This is a genomic window from Sulfitobacter sp. SK011 (assembly GCF_003352065.1).
Lineage (GTDB): Bacteria > Pseudomonadota > Alphaproteobacteria > Rhodobacterales > Rhodobacteraceae > Sulfitobacter.
The window spans coordinates 373,835-391,367 of sequence record NZ_CP025803.1 but is presented as its reverse complement, the minus strand read 5'-3'; the positions used below and the strand labels follow the sequence as shown (position 1 = coordinate 391,367).

Sequence of the window (17,533 nt, the reverse complement as noted above, 5' to 3'; positions counted from 1 at the left end):
AACCAAGGGAGATGACCATGAGTATTCTTGACATGACCACCATCGGCAATTCCGGCTGGATCGGCCATTCCGGCCCTGATCAGGGAAAGGCCAAGGCCTTTTATCAGGATGTGCTGGGCTGGACGATCAACGACATGCCGATGCAGGACGGATCAAGCTATTCGGCTGCTGTTGTCGGAGAGACGGCCATCGGGGGCTTCTCGCCCATGCCGGAAGATACCGGAAGCTGGACGATCTTTTTCACGGTTGCGGATGTTGATGCGGGTGTGGCCAAGGCTGAGGCCAAGGGTGCCGCGGTCGTTCAGCCCGCAATGGATATGCCGGGCGTTGGCCGCATGGCAACCCTGACCGATCCGCAGGGCGCGCGGTTCGCGCTGATCACATACGAAAGCATGGCCACCTAGGCCCCCGAGAAAGGAAGGATCAGATGGAAGATATCCCTAGGATCGCGCTAGGTGTGACCGCCGTGTTTGTCCTGATGAGCATACCCATGGCGATTGCTGTTGGCGTAAAGCGCGCCAGAACCGGTATCCTGCTGCTGCATGGAGACAACGCTGACCTGTTGCGGCTTATGCGGGCACACGGGAACTTTGTGGAATATGTACCGCTTGCCCTTCTGGCGCTTGCAGGGGCGGAAATTGCAGGGGCTGCGCCCTGGCTGGTCGCCCTGTGTGGTGCAGCACTGCTGTTGGCGCGACTTATCCATTATTTCGGCCTGCGCGCCGCAGCGGACAGCAAGGGCCGTGCGATCGGGGCCGGGCTGACAACAGCCACAATGCTCGTGCTCTCGATCACGATCCTATGGCAACTTGGTTTGTCTTTCTGATGCCCATTGATGAACACCTCAATCGGCGCATACGCGACGCGCTTGCCGCGCACGTGGGCATCTCTGAGAAAAAGATGATGGGCGGGCTTTGCTTTTTCTTGAATGGCAACATGCTCTGCGGGGCGCGGCGTCATCAGGACGGCATCGGCCGGTTCATGTTTCGGGTGGGCAAGGCGAACCAGGCAACCGCGCTCAGGGACCCTGATGCGCAAGAGGTGGTCCACGGCACCCGAAAGCTGGGAGGGTTCGTACGCGTCGACGCACATGATTGTGATGAATCAGCACTTCGGCGCTGGCTTCACCTATGCTTGGACCATGCCGCCGCACTGCCTGCAAAGACATGAACGGAGGAACACATGGAGACATTTCGCGCATTTTCACCAGAGGCGATCAGGTACTTGAGTGACCTTAAGAAAAACAACACCAGAGAATGGTTCGCTGCCAACAAAGCGTCCTATGAGGCACATCTCAAGGAACCCGGCAAGCAATTCGCAGCACACCTGGCGCGAAGGCTTGGCGCGTTGACCGGCCATAGCCACGACAGCAAGATCTTTCGGATCAATCGCGATATCCGTTTTTCGAAGGACAAAACGCCGTACAACGCGCATTTACACATCGCGTTGATACCCGTGGGCCGGGCGGGCCAACCGCCAATGTGGTTCTTTGGCGTCTCATCTGAAAAGCTCTCGCTTGGCTGCGGTGTTTTTCAATACCCCAAGGATACGCTGACCGACTTTCGTGCCGCAATGGCGGGACCCATGGGATCAGACCTGATCAGCCTCAGTGCGGAACTGTGCGAAAAAGGGATCCGCATTGGGGAACCCGAACTGAAACGGGTACCTCCCGGCTTTGAAAAGGATCATCCCAATGGCGAAGCGCTTCGGCGCAAAGGTTTTGCGGCCTGGATTGATAAAGACGATCCGGCGTTTGTCACCAAAGCGGATCTTGTTGATCGCACGATTGCGGAGTTTGAAACCCTGCTGCCGGTCTATCATCTGTTGTCTCAGGTGCTTTAACCGCGACCGTTGCGCTGCAGCAAAAGTCAGCGTTGGAAAAGTGACAATCGCCACAGCCACATTATGATGGCGTCCATGGATGCTGTGACTTCACTTTTTGTACGCAAGATGGTGGCGACTGCAGGTAGTGGTGTCGATGCCGCAGCCTTGCTTCAATCTGTTGGCCTTGATCCGAATGCCAAGGCTGATCCCAAAGTTATGGTTTTGGCATCTGCGTATTACGATCTGCTAGAGAGAATCGCGGGCGAAATCGACGCAACGCAATTGCCGTTGCGAACCGGTGCATCGATGCGATGTGATGACTATGGTGCGTTGGGACTTGCGTTCAAGGCGGCTCCAACGCTCTTTGGATCGTATTCCCGTGTGGTGCGTTACGCCCGCCTCTGGACAAGCGTTGTCGCCTACGAACTGGAGCCTGACGGGGTAAACACATGGTTCGCGCTGCACCGACCTGGAGCCCGCCGGTTGGGGCTGCGGTTGTCCAATGAAGCGACAATTGCAAGTGCGACCGCAATAGCGCGAGAAGTGTCTCAAGACGGCGCGTTCACGCCACTTGAAGTCCATTTCACCCATCCCCGGCCAGACATAATTGTACATCACGAAGCTTACTTTGGCTGTCCGGTCTTTTTCGGTTCAGACCGCGATGCAATTCTGATTTCGGCTGAAAGTATTAACCGGGCCAACAAGCTTGGCGATGAAGGTATCACGCAATTCCTGCAGCAGCATCTCGATCAGGAACTCGCACAGATAACCCACACAAAGTCGCTGAATGAACGAACCCGGGATGTAATTGCACGTGCGTTAAGCGAAGGGGTACCAAAAATGGAAGACGTGGCGCGTAACCTCGGCATGAGTGTCCGGTCGTTGCATCGACGCTTGGCAAACGATGGCATGACCTTTCGAACTCTGACTGAGGAAACACGACAGGAATTGGCTGAGGGTTTATTGTGTGACGAGCGGTATTCAATCGCGGAAGTCGCATTCCTGACAGGGTTTTCAGAGCAAAGCTCTTTCAACCGTGCCTTCAAGCGTTGGGCTGGTGATACACCGGCGAAATACCGCAAAGCACAGAACAGACCCGCGGCGGCACCCTGACCGCTTTGGTCAATTTGTTGGCTGGATCAGCCAATACTGCAAATCACTGATCCCCTATCCCATGGTCATCGCATTCAAACCTGGGAGACCCAAAATGCATACTTCCCTCACATTCGCGGCCGTTGCCTGTGTCGTCGGGCTTGCATCGGCAGTGCCGTCATTGGCAGAGACTGACCACAACCTCGCAAATACTATCTCGCTTGACTCCAACCATCCTGACAGCTTCCGAAATTTCGCTCCGGAGTTGCCGCAAATGCGGGCGCGGGCTTCGACGATCAACACCGAAATCGGCTTGCACGTAAGCGAGATCGAACCGGGGCTCTTCTTTGTAACCGACCTCGTCTATCAATCCGCATTTGTGGTGACCGACGATGGTGTCGTGGTTCTGGACGCGCCGCCCAGCTTTGGAGCAAACCTGCGCAAAGCCATAGCGATGACTGCCCCGGATGCCCCAATTACCCATCTGATCATGAGCCATGGCCACCGTGATCATAACGGCGGCGGTCACTTTTTCGCCGACATCCCCGGACTGGAAATTGTCGCCGCTGCTGAAGTGGCTGAAACGCTTGAGAAGTTCCATCTTGAAGGCGTTCTTACACCAACGCAGGTCTTCGATTCTGCATTGGACCTGTCAATCGGCGGCGTGGACATCCAGCTTCAAACGGCCAATTACCATGCCGAAGACACCGACGTGATGATCTATTTGCCGGACCAAAAGTTTCTTATGGCAATCGATACGATCACACCGGGCGAGGCACCGTTCATGAACTTTGGCGCTACGACAAACGTGAATGCCTATTTCGAAAGTTTTGCGACTTTCCTAGAATACGACTTCGAACACTTCCTCTCTGGGCACGTGTCCATACTTGGCAACCGTCAGGACGTCGTGGCCGCACGCGACTACGCATTTGATGTAAGAACCACGGTCTACAATCTGATGTCAGGCTTCAATGATCGTTTCATGAACGGGTTTGAAGCTGTCGAATTTCAAAACGCAAATCTGGCTTATCGCGTCGCTATGGAGGGCATCCGCGACGATTGTGCGCAGAAGATTATTGACCGTTGGGAAGACAAGCTTTCGGTGGTTGATCTCTGGGCCGATAGCCACTGTGAAACAGCACTTCTTTACGCGGTGATGCACTGACCACAGCGGGGCGCAGAAATGCGCCCCGGACCATCCTCAACTCACATCGAAGGGCTTGCCCAATGTCACTCTGGTTATTCATCCTCATTCAATTCGCCGTTCTCGCTTATGCATTTGTGGGCGGCGTGTTCCTGGCATTTTCCGATTTCATCATGCGCTCCCTTGCCAAGACCAGCGGTGTGGAAGGTGTTCAAGCAATGCAAGTCATCAACCGCGAGGTCTTTCGTTGGGTGTTCATGACGCTCTTTCTAGGTCTGGTGCCCATCTCGTTGATCATCGTCGGATACACCGCAACCCACTTGGATGGACCGGTCAGCGTGTTCATGGCTGTCGCAGGCCTAACGTACCTTTTTGGATGCTTTGGCGTGACGCTTCTCTTCAATGTGCCGATGAACGAAACACTCGCCGGAATGGAACTGGACGGCAGCGCGACTCATGACTATTGGACCCAAACCTATGTGCCTCTCTGGACGTTCTGGAACACCGTGCGAACGTTGGCATGTGCGGTTTCTTCTGCCCTTCTTTTGTGCGGATTGGCCTTGGAGGCAACTGCGTGCTGATGGGCGCACTCGTCTGGCGATCTGGTCTGTTCGCACGTGCGTTTGGCGTCGGCTTGGCACTTGCCGGGCTGGTTTATCTCGTTGGCAGCAAAACCTCACTTCGTCCTCACCACCGCCATTAACCCTTGCGTGATAAACCCCACCGCACACCGGGTTGACCGGGCGAATTCTCCGAAAACCGTTGCTGTTACCGACGCAATACCGACACTTTACTGTCGCGATGCAGCACAGGGTTTCTCATAAAAATAAGGCGTTTACGAACCGATTCTCGACTGCCGCGGAAAACCGGCTGCACCGCGTTGCGCATTTTTCAAACCACAACCTTTTGCGCGGCTTGCTTGCCCACGCCAAACACCCGTTTGTAGCGCTCGATCTGGTCCGCTGGTCCCATCGCTTTGTTGGGGTTGTCCGACAGTTTCACTGTCGGCTGGCCGTTTGCCGCAACCGCCTTGCAGACAAGGCTGAACGGGGCCAAGGCATCATCCGGCACCAGGCCGCGGAAATCATTGGTCAGTAATGTGCCCCAGCCGAATGACACCTTCACCTTGCCCGCAAATTCCGTGTGCAACTCTCTGATCTTCTCGACGTCCAGTCCATCGCTGAAAATCACCCGCTTTTCGCCGGGGTCCTCACCCCGGTCTCGCCACCAGTCTATTGCGATCTGCGCCGCCTGTGCCGGATCGCCGCTGTCGACCCGGATGCCAGTCCAACCGGCCAGCCAATCGGGGGCGTTGTCCAGAAATCCCTTGGTGCCATAGGTGTCCGGCAGGATAATGCGCAGGTTGCCTTCGTGTTCGTCCTGCCAGTCCTGCAAGACGTCATAGGGGGCCTGCGCGAGGGCGGCGTCGTCTTTGGCAAGGGCGGCGTAAACCATTGGCAATTCGTGGGCGTTGGTCCCAATGGCCTCAACTTCACGGCTCATCGCGATTTTGCAGTTGGATGTGCCTGTAAATGCATCCCCCAGACCTTCGCGCATGGCCTGAACACACCAATCCTGCCAGAGAAACGAGTGGCGGCGTCGGGTCCCGAAATCCGCAATCGACAAATCAGGAATACCGCGCAAGGTTTCAATCTTTTCCCAAACGCGGGTCATCGCGCGGGCATAAAGCACCTGCAATTCAAACCGTCCCATTGAATTCAGAACGGCACGCCCGCGCAGTTCCATCAACACAGCAAGTGCAGGAATTTCCCACAGCATAACCTCAGGCCAGGACCCTTCGAACGTCAGCTCATACTGATCGCCTTTGCGTTCAAGATGATAAGGCGGAAGGCGCAGCCCCTCGAACCACTCCATGAAATCAGGGCGGAACATCTGGCGCTTGCCATAAAACGTGTTACCGCGCAGCCAGGTGGATTCCCCCCGACTGAGGGACAGGGACCGGATATGGTCCAGCTGCTCTCTCAATTCGCCCTCGTCGATCAGGTCAGCCAGCGGGATGAGTTTGGAGCGGTTGATCAGACTGAACGTGACCTGTGTATCGGGTTTGTTGCGGAAAACCGATTGGCACATCAGCAGTTTGTAGAAATCCGTGTCAATCAAGGATCGCACAATGGGGTCGATCTTCCACTTGTGGTTATAGACGCGGGACGCGATATCGACCATTGATCTTTCCTTTGTAATTCCATTGTTTGTGCCAAGGAGAGACCTGCAAGGGCAAGGGCAATTGCGACCTCTTTTAGGGATAAATTCATCAAAGGGCCCTATTTACGTGGCCATCAATCGAGTGGTTTAGTTTATGGCGGAGATAAATTTGGAGCCAATGAGCGTCTTGGCAGCAATTGTTTTGGGCCTTGCTCTGGTTGGGTACATCACTTTTTTGATGCGTTTCTATTGGGCGTCTTTGGCCCTGACAGCCTTGGCTGTTGCCTATCTTAGCGCGAAAATGCCAATTGATGCCGAAACGATCCCCTACTGGGTCGCATCGGCCCTCGCCGTTGCTGTTGCCTTGGCCATCGCTTCGATCCTCAGGTCGCGGCAAACCGGGCCAAAACCCATCTCAAAAAACAGCATGCCAAAATCAACCAAGCGTCGCATTGTGATTGATGGCACCAACGTGATGTACTGGGATGGAGAAACCGCCCAACTCGATACTTTGCGGAGCGTTGTGGACTATCTGAAGCAGCGCGATATCACTCCCATTGTCTTTCTAGATGCCTCGTCACGCCACCATTTAAAAGACAAGTCACTGACAGAAAAAGGGTTCGCCCTGGCTTTGGGCCTGCCCCAAAAACAGGTGATGGTCTGCCCCGCCGGGACCGAAGCCGATGTCTTTATCCTCAAGTTCGCCAAGCAAGAGGAATTGAAGATTCTGTCCAATGACCGGTTTGGCGACCGATCCAATCTGGCAAAGGACATCAAGATTGTGAAAGGCGTGGTAACCGCAGGGCGGCCTATTTTGGATGGGCTTTAGGACGTCATTCTTGTCACCACGGCAAAGGCTGCATCATCGGCTATGAGACAATGTTGACCCCCGCCGCCTGCATGCCCGAGACTGCGGCGCCCAACGATCCGTTCAGATCAATTGCCCGGCACAGACCCTTTTGAACGGTCACATCAAACTCCAGTTTCGCTGCGTCAACAGCCGAATAGTTCACGCAGAAATCCAATGCGAGGCCAACCATAGTCAGCTTTGATATTCCGCGGGTGCGCAGGTATCCCTCTAATCCGGTCGGTGTCTTGTGATCATTCTCAAAAAACGCGGAATAGCTGTCGATGGCAGGGTTATACCCCTTTCGGATGATCAGATCGGCACGGTCTTGTTGTAGTTCCATATGAAACTTTGCTCCCATGCTGCCTTGGATACAGTGGTCGGGCCACAGAGCTTGTGGACCGTAAGGCATTTCAATCATGTCATACGGCGCGCTGCCCTGATGCGCTGACGCAAATGAGGAATGGCCCGCCGGATGCCAATCCTGGGTCAGAATCACGGCATCAAAGTCAGCCATCATTGTATTGATGCCCTGCACGATTGCGTCGCCTTGTGGCACGGCAAGCGCGCCACCGGGGCAGAAATCATTCTGAACGTCGATAACAATGAGTGCCTGCATGGGATGTCCTTTTACCAAAACGTGCTTTGTCCGGGTTTTAACCCACTGCCCTCTTGCGCAACAGACCCTGCACCCTTTATTTCCCCGCCCATGTACACAATTGCTGCCCTTTATCACTTTTCCCGGTTTGACGACCCCGCCGCACTGCAACCTGCGCTGCTGGACCTTTGCGTCGCACAGGAGGTACAAGGCACGCTGTTGTTCGCCCATGAAGGGGTGAACGGGACCATCGCTGGGCCGCAAGCCGGGATCGAAACCGTGATCGCCCACCTGCGCGCCCTGCCCGGATGTGCCGATCTGGAATGGAAGACGTCGACCAGCAAAAACCGCCCCTTTGGCAAGATGAAAGTCAAGGTAAAGCGTGAGATTGTCACGATGGGCCAACCCGATGTTGATCCACTTTCACGGGTTGGAAACTATGTTGAACCGCGCGACTGGAACGCCCTGATCGCAAGCCCAGACGTGGCGGTGATCGACACCCGCAACGACTACGAAGTTGCGATTGGCACGTTTGACGGGGCTATCGACCCTGAGACAGAAAGCTTCAGCGCATTCCCTGCATGGTGGGAAGCAAACAAGCATCGGTTCCACAACAAAAAGGTCGCAATGTTTTGCACCGGCGGCATCAGGTGCGAAAAATCGACGAACTATCTATTGGGCCAGGGTGTCGAGGATGTGTTTCACCTAAAGGGTGGCATCCTGAAATACCTCGAAGAGGTCCCGCAGGATCAAAGCACATGGCAGGGAGATTGCTTTGTCTTTGACAACCGGGTGAGCGTGGGGCACGGCCTGGTCGAAGGACCACATGAGCTGTGTCATGGCTGTCGCAGACCGATCTTGCCGTCTGATACCAAACGACCAGAATTTGAGGCTGGTGTCAGTTGCCACCATTGTTTTGATGAAACATCAGATTGGGATAAGGATCGGTTTCGCGAGCGGCAAAAGCAGATCACCCTGACCAAGGCACGCAAGCACGCTCAGAGCGGTTGAACGGCCATGCGAGGTGCGCGCGGACGGCTGCGGTTGAGCAGCCAGATCATGATTGCGATATTCAGCCCGTTCCAGACAATGCCGTTTATGAAGGCCCATTGGTACGACCCGGTCAGATCGTAAATCTGGCCCGACATCCAACCGCCCAGCGCCATGCCCAGTATCGTTGCCATCAATACGAAACCAACCCGTGCACCGGCCTCTTTTGCGGGCATATATTCGCGGACGATCAGTGCATAGCTGGGCACGATACCCCCCTGGCTCAGGCCAAAGATTAGGCTGACCATATATAGCGAAACCATGCTGCCGGCCGGTAGATACAAGAATAATGCGATGCATTGCAGGATTGAGCCAATCAGCAAAGTGCGCACACCGCCAAGCCGGTCCGCCAGCAAACCAGATACGATGCGCGACCCGACACCGCCGAGCAACATCAATGACAGCATCTGAGCGCCCACTGCCGGACCAAAACCTAGGCCCACGCAAAGCGATACGATATGAACTTGCGGCATCGACATCGCGACGCAGCATCCAATGCCAGCAAGGCCAAGAAGGTATTGCAACGTACGCGGGCTAAGGCCTGACGATTGTGCATTGAGGGACGACGCCAGTTGCGCCGCGTCGCGCGCATCTTCCGGCACCTGCCGGCGCAGGGCCAGCGACAGCGGGATCACGCAGACCAGTGTAACAACGGCCATGACCGCATAGACCGCGCGCCAACCGCTGTCTTGCAAGATGCCTGCCAGAACCATTGGCCAGATCGCCCCGGACAGGTAATTCCCACTTGCCACAAGCGCCACTGCGATCCCGCGTCTGCGCACAAACCAATGAGAGATGTCGGCAATCAAGGGACCAAACCCAACGGCAGATGCGAAACCAACGAGCAACTGCGCCAAGGAAAGCATGGCGATAGAATGCGACAGAATGGCCAGGCCCAGACCGGCAACAATCGCCAATGCGGCACAGATCAGCGACAGCGTGACGCCAAACCGGTCCACTGCCCGTCCGATTACAAAATTTCCCAGCGCGAAACCGATCATTGTCAGGGTGTAAGGCAGTGCCGCGTCCGCACGGGTGGTCGCAAACTCAGCCTCCACCGCGGGCATGATAACGATAATCGCCCACATGCCGGCATTCGCCACGGTTGCAACCAACAGGGTCAGCAACAGCCGAAACCACGAATATCCACTGTCTGTCACAGGTTGCTGCATGATGGCGTTACTCCTTGATATCCATCTGCTGCAAAAGCCAACCCAAGTACAAGGACACAAAAGAAGTAATGACATTTGGATATGTTAAGCAGGCGGTAAACCTTAGCGCCCTAGAAAGGTCTTGGGTGAATAAAGGTGGTGGAGATGGGTGCGCAAAGCAATTTGGCACCAGTCATCATTAAACGTAAAAAGGTCATCGCTGGCGGTGGGCATCATGGTGGTGCCTGGAAAGTCGCGATAAGCATGTTCCTTCAGTCATTGACGCTTTGCGTCCGTTGTTGTCCCTCCCTATTCAGGGTTGGACGAAATGTCGTTCTGACCTGTGCAATCGCTTATGTTTGATCACGATGCGCCACCCGACCTCGGATGCATCGCCACCATGTCCGGTTTTACCTTAACGCCCCCTAAATGCGCCCGGATTGAGTAGGCAGCTTTTTATTCAAACGCTCATGCGCGCTTCTCGACAGAATGATCCGTGTCGACGCCAATGTTCCGCTTCTTTCCATCGGATCCATAGGTTTCAAGCGATCCGCGTAGGCGGCGCAAGGTCGCCAGACGTTCGGCCACGTTTCTGATGCCTTCCAAGGCACCATCGAGCAACAACTGGTTTCGCTTGACCTTAATATCGAGCGATTGAAGCGTCGGAATGTCCGCATGGGGAACGCCGTTCAGTGCATCAATCAATGCCTCTTTGCGTGGCAACATGTCCGTCAGCTTGTCCAGCGCACCGCTCAGTAATGCTGTGCGTTCTTCTTCAAGAAGCGCATCCAGCGCGTCAACGTTCAACTCTGATTTATAATCCGACATTCTGCCGCTCCTTTAAAGTTTCATAAATCGATTCGCTTAACCCGATGCCTCCGGCCCTGACCATTTGCATCGCTTGTTCCTGAACAAGAAATGACGCGAACTGATCTTCCCCGGCCCCGCCGCCAAAACTCTCACTCGCCTGACCAAGCCCTGATGATTTCAGCATTTCAGCCAGAAAAGTGGCCTCCAGTTTTTGGGCGGCTTCCATCAAAGCCCTGTCTTTGCCAACAGGCGGTGCTGCGGGTCCCACAGGTAATATGTGCGTCATGCATCGGATCCTTAAATTGCGTTCTATTTTTGCGATCCTGCGCTGAAAGCGGTAAACAACCAGTAAGGATGTCAGCGCATAGTGACCAAATCGGAGAAGAACTCCCGGAGGTCGACCATGCATCCTTTATTATCGCAGCTCCCCAACCAGAGTACTCTGGTTGGCAAACCGTCGATGGGCGGAACCGAACAGCTGCCGCCTCAAAAACGCACAAATGAAGACCTTGCCGGACGAGGGGATGACACATTCACGAGCTTTCAACAGATTTTTGAAATCGAGAATGACGTCAAATCTGGTGATACACAGGTCAACGCCCCACCGGCGGTTCCTGAAGAGGAGGCTGATCAGCCGGCGGACATCACTGATGCTCCGGCGGATGAGCAAGATATGGACGGATCAGACACTTTGGCAAACCGGACCAGCTTGGCGAACGGGCTGTCTGGTCAAGACTCTGCTCAGTTTGCAAGGGATCCTGTGAACAGCACTGCTAATTCAGGGCACAGAAAGCCCCAGCCATTGGAAAATGGTCATTTGGCGAAAGCCACGCAAAGCACCGCCGCTTCCAAACCTGGCGAATCCCAAGCGGCTCCTCCGACAAAAACTTCCCCCAATCCAGATCACTTTGACGGGCCCGTGGCATCCAAAACTCAAGCACAGGCATCCCATAATTTCGGCCTCAACACGCAAACAAGTTCAACTGTGACCCATGGGGGAAAAGATCACGCTCAACCAAATGCTGCTCATCCGTTTGTTGCAGCAGCAGACCAGAAGGCGACAGGGGATAGTCATAACTTCGGGCGCATGATCGTTCCAATGCCGGGCAAGAACTTTGAGAACGCTGCGTCCACCCTAGCAGGAAAACCAAAGCCAGAGTTTTCAGTTCAGCAATCACAGACGGGTGAACCAAAAGCCTTTGAGGTATTTAAGGCCTCTTCTACCGCTCAGGCTGATGCGGTGATCAGGGCGTCGGGCATGGGTCACAAGGGGCAAATGCCAATTCCGGAACGATTTGACCCCACCATGAGGCCAACACTGGATCGGGCCACTTCACCTTCGACCAGACCAATGCCAACTGGCCCAATTCAAAGCATGTCTTGGAGTGCCGTAGCGGGGCAAGCGGTGCCGAACCAAAACCTCCTTTCAAAAACGCTTGTGACAGAGCCATTTTTGCTGCTCTCTCCAGAAGTTTCGCATGACCCCATATCTCAGCAGGGGCCTGTTGCCTTGCGTCCCGAGATGCCCGCGCACATCGCGCGTCAACTGGCCGAGGTGGCACAGCACCTGCCTGCCCGTCCCGTTGACATCACCCTCAGTCCAGAGGAATTGGGGCGTGTGCGGCTTTCCGTTGTTCCTTCGGAACATGGTCTTGTCGTGAACGTGCTGGCGGAACGTCCTGAAACGCTTGATTTGCTGCGCCGCCATATCGACCAGCTTGCTCAGGAATTTCAAAGGCTGGGATACGAGGACATTGGTTTTTCGTTCTCAGGTGCAGAACAGAACATGTCGGATGAGCAGGCTGATCATCCAACAGATCACAGTGGTCAGGCGACGCCCCTCGATCCTGATCACGACGCTATCGAAAACACACGCATCCATCTCTCTGCCGAGGCCGTGACTGGCCTTGACCTGAGGCTTTAAGAAAGGGCACCCATGGATATTTCTTCGACAACCGCTGCCGCCAACAGAGGTGCAACGCAAAGTGGCGCGGCACCAAGCGAAGCCGTTTTGGCATCAGATTTTGAAACGTTCCTGAAAATGCTCACCGCGCAGGCAAGGCACCAAAACCCACTTGAGCCTATGGATTCGTCCGAATACGCCGCCCAGCTGGCACAGTTTTCAATGGTTGAACAACAGGTGCTGTCAAATGATCTGTTGTCTGCGCTCACCGCGCAATTGGGATCGGGAAACATGGCACAAATGGCCAATTGGATCGGGATGGAGGCACGCACCACTGCCCCCGTTCAATTTGACGGCAGCCCCATCGCGATGGAGCCGAACCCTGCGGCCGCGTCGGATGAAGTGTTTCTTGTCGTTTATGACAGTGACGGACAGGAAGTGCAGCGCCGCGCCATCCCGGTCTCTGCTGACCCGATTGAATGGGCAGGTGTGTCGGATGATGGCACCCCGTTTCAGGACGGACTTTACAGCTTTGTGGTCGAAAGCCGCGCTAAAGGTGAATTGCTGTTGTCTGACCCGGTCGAAACCTATGCCCGCATCGTCGAAGCGCGCACCCAAGCCGGGGAAACCATATTGATTCTAGAGGGAGGGTCGGCGGTATTGGCTGGCAATGTTAACGGCCTGCGGGAGGCTAGATAGACTCTGACCGAGTGGGCTCTGCAACTTCCACAACCGCTCTATTCCCGCCTCATCGATCAGACAGCGCAAAACCGGCATAGGCAAAAGGCATGATTGCGCGCCTAAAACGCCCCAACTCAAATCGCGCAAGCGGGCGTTTCACCACTTCCGGATAGATTTTCGTTGGTTCTTTTTCTTGCACGATATCCGCCAGCAGTGCGCCGGAATAGCTGGCCATGGCAACGCCATTTCCGTGATAGCAAAGGCTGGTGAACATGCCATTCTCGCCCGGTATTTCGCCAACAAACGGCATTCTGTTTCGGGCGATACAGACCATACCGGACCACGCATGCGGCGTTTCAACGTTGCGCCAGGCGGGGAACATCGCTTCAAAATCGGTACGTGCGCGGTTGATGGCGCGCGCCTCTGATGCAGCGTTTGCCATCAGCCCTCCACGGACACCAAACAACATGCGATTGTCTGGCATCAGCCGAAAATAATGCAGCAGATGGCGCGTATCATAGGACGCCTGACCGCTTGTCCATCCCTGCGCGCCCAGTTCGGTCTGAGACATGGGCCGCGTAACGATAATACTGGATTGCGTGGGCATATAGCGCGCGGCCAACCACTCCGGCAGGTCTTCGGATGAATACCCATTGGTGGCGATAATGACTTTTTCGGCGGTCACCGTGCCATTTGGCGTTTGGATGCGGAACGTTCCGGCATGCCTTGTGATGCGGCTCACAGGTGTTTCGTGAAATATTTGCGCGCCCGCATTTTCCGCCGCCGCTGCCAATCCAAAGAGGTACTTGCGGGGGTTAAGACCAAAACCAATGGGCACAGTCAGAGCGCCATAAAAACCCGCGTTCATGCCCTCGGACTTTAGATCTGCCTGCTCTGTCAGCCGCGCCTTTACGCCGTAATTCTCGGCAAAATAGTCAAGCTTGCGGCGCATCTGTTCCATATCTTTGGGACGGTGTGCCAATTGGGTTTCGCCGTCAGAATGGCGACCGACATCAAAGTTGAACCGGGTGATCAGGTCCTCAACCAGTTTGACCGCCGCAAGTTCGGTCTGTCGCCATTGATCACGCCCGGATCGACCAACCTTTTTGTCCAATGCCGCGTTGTCCAGCATGCCGCCACCCAGACAGCAGAACCCGCCGTTACGTCCGGACGCACCCCATCCAACATAGCGGTTCTCTAGCACAGTTGCGGCAACCCCTGCTTCTGCCAGATGCAGAGCCGCTGAAACGCCCGTAAACCCACCGCCGACAATGGCCACATCACATCGGTGATCACCTGCCAACGCAGGCCGCTCGGGCGCTTGGCAGGTTTCATCCCACCAGCATCCCGCACGGGGCGCATCGCTATAGGCGAAGTCCGGATAGATACGCTTCATTCAGCAGTGCGTTCCGCCGCTTGCGTATCTTTTTGGGCACGCAGGGAATTGCGTTTACTGACCAAAGAGGCGCTGATCACGCCGATGGTTACAATCGCAATCATGATCGTCGACAACGCATTGATCTCGGGCGACACACCCAAACGCACCGCGCTGAATATTTTGATCGGCAAGGTTGTGGCGGATGGCCCTGAGGTAAACGAGGCGATCACCAGATCATCAAGGCTGAGTGTAAAGGCCAGAAGCCAGCCGGAAATAACCGCAGGTGCGATGATGGGCAGTGTCACCAACCGGAACGCCTCCCAGGGGGACGACCCCAGATCGAGTGCTGCTTCTTCCAAAGACCGGTCAAAAGTGACCAGCCGCGACGACACCACAACCGAAACGTAGCACATCGAAAACGTGGTATGCGCCAGAACGATGGTCAGCACCCCACGGTCCAACCCGATGCCAATGAACAAGAGCAGCAAGGACAGACCGGTTATCACTTCGGGCATGACCAGCGGCGCATATATCATGCCCGAAAACAGCGTGCGTCCCATGAAACGTCCACCACGCACCAACACATAGGCCGCCATCGTGCCAAGGATTGTGGCAAAGGTGGATGAGATGACAGCGACTTTGATCGTAACCCACGCAGCGTTCATGAACGCTTCATTCTGGAACAGGGTGCCATACCATTTGGTCGAAAACCCGGCCCAGACCGTCACCAATTTACCTGCGTTAAAGCTGTAAATGATCAAAATGATCATCGGGATATAGAGAAACGCAAACCCCAGGGTCAGAGAAGTCACATTGAACCAGCTGAGACGCTTCATTGTTCTGCCTCCGCTTGCTTTTGCTGGTTCCGCTGAAACAGCACAATCGGGATGATCAGGATCAACAACAAGATCACCGCAACCGCGCTCGCGACGGGCCAGTCTCGGTTGTTAAAGAACTCTTCCCACAGCACCTTGCCGATCATCAGCGTGCCGGAACCGCCCAGCAACGAGGGGATCACAAATTCGCCCAGCGCCGGAATAAAGACCAGGAAACACCCGGCAATGATACCGTTCTTGGACAAGGGGATCGTGACCAGCCAAAACGCCTGCGTGCGCGAACAGCCAAGGTCCTCTGCCGCCTCGTTCAGGGATTCATCCAACCGGTCGAGCGCTGCGTAAATCGGCAGGATCATAAACGGCAGATAGGTATAAACGATACCAATATAGACGGCTGTATTTGTGTTCAGGATCGTCAAAGGCTCGCCGATAACACCCAACCACAGTAAAAACTGGTTCAGCAATCCTTCGGTGCTGAGGATACCCATCCATGCATAGACCCGGATCAGAAAACTGGTCCAGAACGGCAGGATCACCAGCATCATCAAGGTTGGCCGCCATTCTTCGGGCGCTTTGGCCATGCCGTAAGCAATGGGATACCCCACCAAGAGCGTGCAGAACGTTGATATCACCGCAATGCGCAAGGAACTGAGGTAGGCTTTCCAATACAGATCGTCCGACGCGATGAAGGCAAAATTCTCAAAATCCAATTCTGCCAGAAGGGCACCCAAGCCGTCGCGCAAGGTTGGGGTATAAGGCGGGATCGCCAGTGCCGTATCAGACAGCGAGATTTTGAAAACGATAATGAACGGCACCAGAAACAGCACCAGGAGCCATGCATAGGGAACTGCAATCAGAGCAAAACGCCGCATCATTGCGCCAACAACACGCCGGCGGTCGCGCTCCATGAAATCCAGACGGGATCTTCCCAGGTGATGTCTCGCCGTGCAAGACGGCGGGTGTTTGCAGTCTGCGCCTTGATGATCTGACCACCGGGCAGTTCCACATGATAGGTCGAAAGGTTGCCAAGATATGCGATGTCCAGAACCTTGCCCTGCAGCGCATTTGCCGCGTCCTTGGGTTTTTCAGTGCTGATGCCAATCTTTTCGGGTCGAATGGCAAGATGCGCCTTTTGCCCATCGCTGAAGGGGTGCTCAGACATTGCAACGATCGGGTCCTGCCCCTCAGCCCAGTCGAGGTGATACTTATCTTTGCCCACTGCTTTTGCTGTGGCCTCAATGATGTTCACTTCGCCGATGAAATCCGCGACATAAACTGAATTTGGATATTCATAAATCGCCGCCGGGGTGGACACCTGAATGATCCGGCCTTCGTCCATCACCGCCACGCGGGATGCCACGGTCATTGCTTCTTCCTGATCGTGGGTTACGATCACGAATGTGGTGCCCGTCGTTTCCTGAATGTCCATCAACTCAAACTGGGTATCTTGGCGCAATTTCTTGTCCAGCGCGCCCAGAGGTTCGTCCAGCAAAAGTAGTTTCGGTGCCTTGGCCAAAGACCGCGCCAATGCAACACGCTGCCGCTGACCACCCGATATCTGATGTGGTTTGCGTTGTGCAAATTTTTCCAGCCGGGTGAGCTTGAGCATCTCATCAACCCGTGCCGCAATCTGATCTTTGCTTTGCTTGTCACGCTTGAGACCAAAGGCGATGTTTTCCCAAATGCTCAGATGCGGGAACAAAGCATAAGACTGAAACATCATGTTGACGGCGCGTTTGTTGGGCGGCACATCGGCGATGTCTTGTCCGGCCAATTCCATCTTGCCTTCTGTCGGGTTTTCAAACCCGGCCAGCATGCGCATCATTGTCGTCTTGCCGCATCCTGATGGCCCCAGCAGCGCAAAAAATTCCTGGGCATAGATATCCAACGTGAGATCGTCGATGGCGACAAACTCGCCAAATTTCTTGGTGACATTCTCAAACCGGATCAGTGGCTTTTCGTTAGGATCATCCCAAGGTGCAAAAACGGTCTGGCTCACAGGGTGCTTCTTTCATTTGTTCGGGAGGTCTTGGCAGTCAAAAAAGGGCGAGGCTGA

The 17,533-nt window shown here is 55.0% G+C and carries 20 protein-coding genes and 1 pseudogene; 12 read left to right on the top strand and 9 right to left on the bottom strand.

Annotation, left to right across the window (positions count from 1 at the left end; genetic code table 11):
• Window positions 1–17: 17 nt before the first annotated feature.
• The 7 genes from C1J02_RS01865 to C1J02_RS01835 all read left to right on the top strand — a co-directional run bounded on the left by C1J02_RS01865 (window position 18) and on the right by C1J02_RS01835 (window position 4,641).
• Window positions 18–404, top strand: a complete 387-nt coding sequence (locus C1J02_RS01865; protein WP_162798207.1) for a VOC family protein — start codon at window positions 18–20, stop codon at window positions 402–404.
• Window positions 405–427: 23 nt separating this feature from the next.
• Window positions 428–826 carry an MAPEG family protein gene (locus tag C1J02_RS01860; RefSeq protein ID WP_114876886.1) on the top strand — a complete coding sequence of 133 codons (399 nt, stop codon included), beginning with the start codon at window positions 428–430 and terminating at the stop codon, window positions 824–826.
• Window positions 802–1,170: a TfoX/Sxy family protein gene (locus C1J02_RS01855; RefSeq protein ID WP_217525268.1), complete on the top strand. Its 369-nt coding sequence runs from the start codon at window positions 802–804 to the stop codon at window positions 1,168–1,170. Before C1J02_RS01860 ends, C1J02_RS01855 begins: the two co-directional genes overlap by 25 nt.
• 12 nt (window positions 1,171–1,182) lie before the next feature.
• Entirely contained in the window at window positions 1,183–1,842 is a 660-nt protein-coding gene (locus tag C1J02_RS01850; protein ID WP_114876885.1) for a DUF2461 domain-containing protein, read from the top strand.
• Window positions 1,843–1,917: 75 nt separating this feature from the next.
• A complete protein-coding gene (locus C1J02_RS01845) occupies window positions 1,918–2,937 on the top strand; it encodes an AraC family transcriptional regulator (RefSeq protein WP_114876884.1) in 1,020 nt (339 codons plus the stop codon).
• Between the two features lie 94 nt (window positions 2,938–3,031).
• On the top strand, window positions 3,032–4,081 hold the full coding sequence (locus C1J02_RS01840) for an MBL fold metallo-hydrolase (RefSeq protein ID WP_162798206.1): 1,050 nt from the start codon (window positions 3,032–3,034) through the stop codon (window positions 4,079–4,081).
• Window positions 4,082–4,143: 62 nt separating this feature from the next.
• On the top strand, window positions 4,144–4,641 hold the full coding sequence (locus C1J02_RS01835) for a DUF1772 domain-containing protein (RefSeq protein WP_114876882.1): 498 nt from the start codon (window positions 4,144–4,146) through the stop codon (window positions 4,639–4,641).
• 310 nt (window positions 4,642–4,951) lie between these two features.
• On the opposite strand, the gene pncB is transcribed toward C1J02_RS01835, so the two are convergent.
• Entirely contained in the window at window positions 4,952–6,244 is a 1,293-nt protein-coding gene (gene pncB, locus C1J02_RS01825) for a nicotinate phosphoribosyltransferase (RefSeq protein ID WP_114876880.1), read from the bottom strand.
• Between the two features lie 157 nt (window positions 6,245–6,401).
• Between pncB and C1J02_RS01820 the strand changes: the two genes are divergently transcribed.
• Window positions 6,402–7,052: a hypothetical protein gene (locus C1J02_RS01820; RefSeq protein ID WP_162798205.1), complete on the top strand. Its 651-nt coding sequence runs from the start codon at window positions 6,402–6,404 to the stop codon at window positions 7,050–7,052.
• A gap of 40 nt (window positions 7,053–7,092) precedes the next feature.
• On the opposite strand, the gene pncA is transcribed toward C1J02_RS01820, so the two are convergent.
• The gene (gene pncA / locus C1J02_RS01815; RefSeq protein ID WP_114876878.1) at window positions 7,093–7,689 is read right to left on the bottom strand and encodes a bifunctional nicotinamidase/pyrazinamidase; all 597 of its coding nucleotides are present in this window, start codon (window positions 7,687–7,689) and stop codon (window positions 7,093–7,095) included.
• A 90-nt stretch (window positions 7,690–7,779) separates the two neighbouring features.
• On the opposite strand from pncA, the gene C1J02_RS01810 reads away from it, so the two are divergent.
• Window positions 7,780–8,679: a rhodanese-related sulfurtransferase gene (locus C1J02_RS01810; protein WP_114876877.1), complete on the top strand. Its 900-nt coding sequence runs from the start codon at window positions 7,780–7,782 to the stop codon at window positions 8,677–8,679.
• Here C1J02_RS01810 and C1J02_RS01805 read toward each other — a convergent pair.
• On the bottom strand, window positions 8,667–9,890 hold the full coding sequence (locus C1J02_RS01805; RefSeq protein WP_114876876.1) for an MFS transporter: 1,224 nt from the start codon (window positions 9,888–9,890) through the stop codon (window positions 8,667–8,669). The genes C1J02_RS01810 and C1J02_RS01805 overlap by 13 nt on opposite strands.
• 144 nt (window positions 9,891–10,034) lie before the next feature.
• Here C1J02_RS01805 and C1J02_RS21105 point away from each other — a divergent pair.
• Window positions 10,035–10,151 (top strand): annotated as a pseudogene (locus tag C1J02_RS21105) (chemotaxis protein MotB); the annotation flags it as partial.
• Window positions 10,152–10,337: 186 nt separating this feature from the next.
• Here the strand turns inward: C1J02_RS21105 and C1J02_RS01795 are convergent.
• Both C1J02_RS01795 and C1J02_RS01790 read right to left on the bottom strand, forming a co-directional pair.
• Window positions 10,338–10,697 (bottom strand): flagellar biosynthesis protein FlgN, encoded by a 360-nt coding sequence (locus tag C1J02_RS01795; RefSeq protein WP_114876875.1) that lies wholly within the window; start codon window positions 10,695–10,697, stop codon window positions 10,338–10,340.
• Window positions 10,684–10,965, bottom strand: coding sequence for a rod-binding protein (locus C1J02_RS01790; protein WP_114876874.1), 282 nt, complete (start codon window positions 10,963–10,965; stop codon window positions 10,684–10,686). Before C1J02_RS01790 ends, C1J02_RS01795 begins: the two co-directional genes overlap by 14 nt.
• Before the next feature lie 813 nt (window positions 10,966–11,778).
• On the opposite strand from C1J02_RS01790, the gene C1J02_RS20760 reads away from it, so the two are divergent.
• Both C1J02_RS20760 and C1J02_RS01780 read left to right on the top strand, forming a co-directional pair.
• On the top strand, window positions 11,779–12,603 hold the full coding sequence (locus tag C1J02_RS20760) for a flagellar hook-length control protein FliK (protein ID WP_162798204.1): 825 nt from the start codon (window positions 11,779–11,781) through the stop codon (window positions 12,601–12,603).
• A gap of 12 nt (window positions 12,604–12,615) precedes the next feature.
• Window positions 12,616–13,281: a flagellar hook capping FlgD N-terminal domain-containing protein gene (locus C1J02_RS01780; protein ID WP_114876872.1), complete on the top strand. Its 666-nt coding sequence runs from the start codon at window positions 12,616–12,618 to the stop codon at window positions 13,279–13,281.
• Between the two features lie 49 nt (window positions 13,282–13,330).
• Here C1J02_RS01780 and C1J02_RS01775 read toward each other — a convergent pair whose 3' ends face one another.
• The 4 genes from C1J02_RS01775 to C1J02_RS01760 are packed head-to-tail and all read right to left on the bottom strand — an operon-like array spanning window position 13,331 to window position 17,476.
• On the bottom strand, window positions 13,331–14,659 hold the full coding sequence (locus C1J02_RS01775; protein ID WP_114876871.1) for an FAD-binding oxidoreductase: 1,329 nt from the start codon (window positions 14,657–14,659) through the stop codon (window positions 13,331–13,333).
• A complete protein-coding gene (locus C1J02_RS01770; RefSeq protein WP_114876870.1) occupies window positions 14,656–15,477 on the bottom strand; it encodes an ABC transporter permease in 822 nt (273 codons plus the stop codon). Before C1J02_RS01770 ends, C1J02_RS01775 begins: the two co-directional genes overlap by 4 nt.
• Complete coding sequence (locus C1J02_RS01765) at window positions 15,474–16,349, bottom strand: ABC transporter permease subunit (RefSeq protein ID WP_205389896.1); 876 nt, start codon at window positions 16,347–16,349, stop codon at window positions 15,474–15,476. Before C1J02_RS01765 ends, C1J02_RS01770 begins: the two co-directional genes overlap by 4 nt.
• On the bottom strand, window positions 16,349–17,476 hold the full coding sequence (locus C1J02_RS01760) for an ABC transporter ATP-binding protein (protein WP_114876869.1): 1,128 nt from the start codon (window positions 17,474–17,476) through the stop codon (window positions 16,349–16,351). The genes C1J02_RS01765 and C1J02_RS01760 overlap by 1 nt, the downstream gene beginning before the upstream one ends.
• Between the last annotated feature and the right edge of the window lie 57 nt (window positions 17,477–17,533).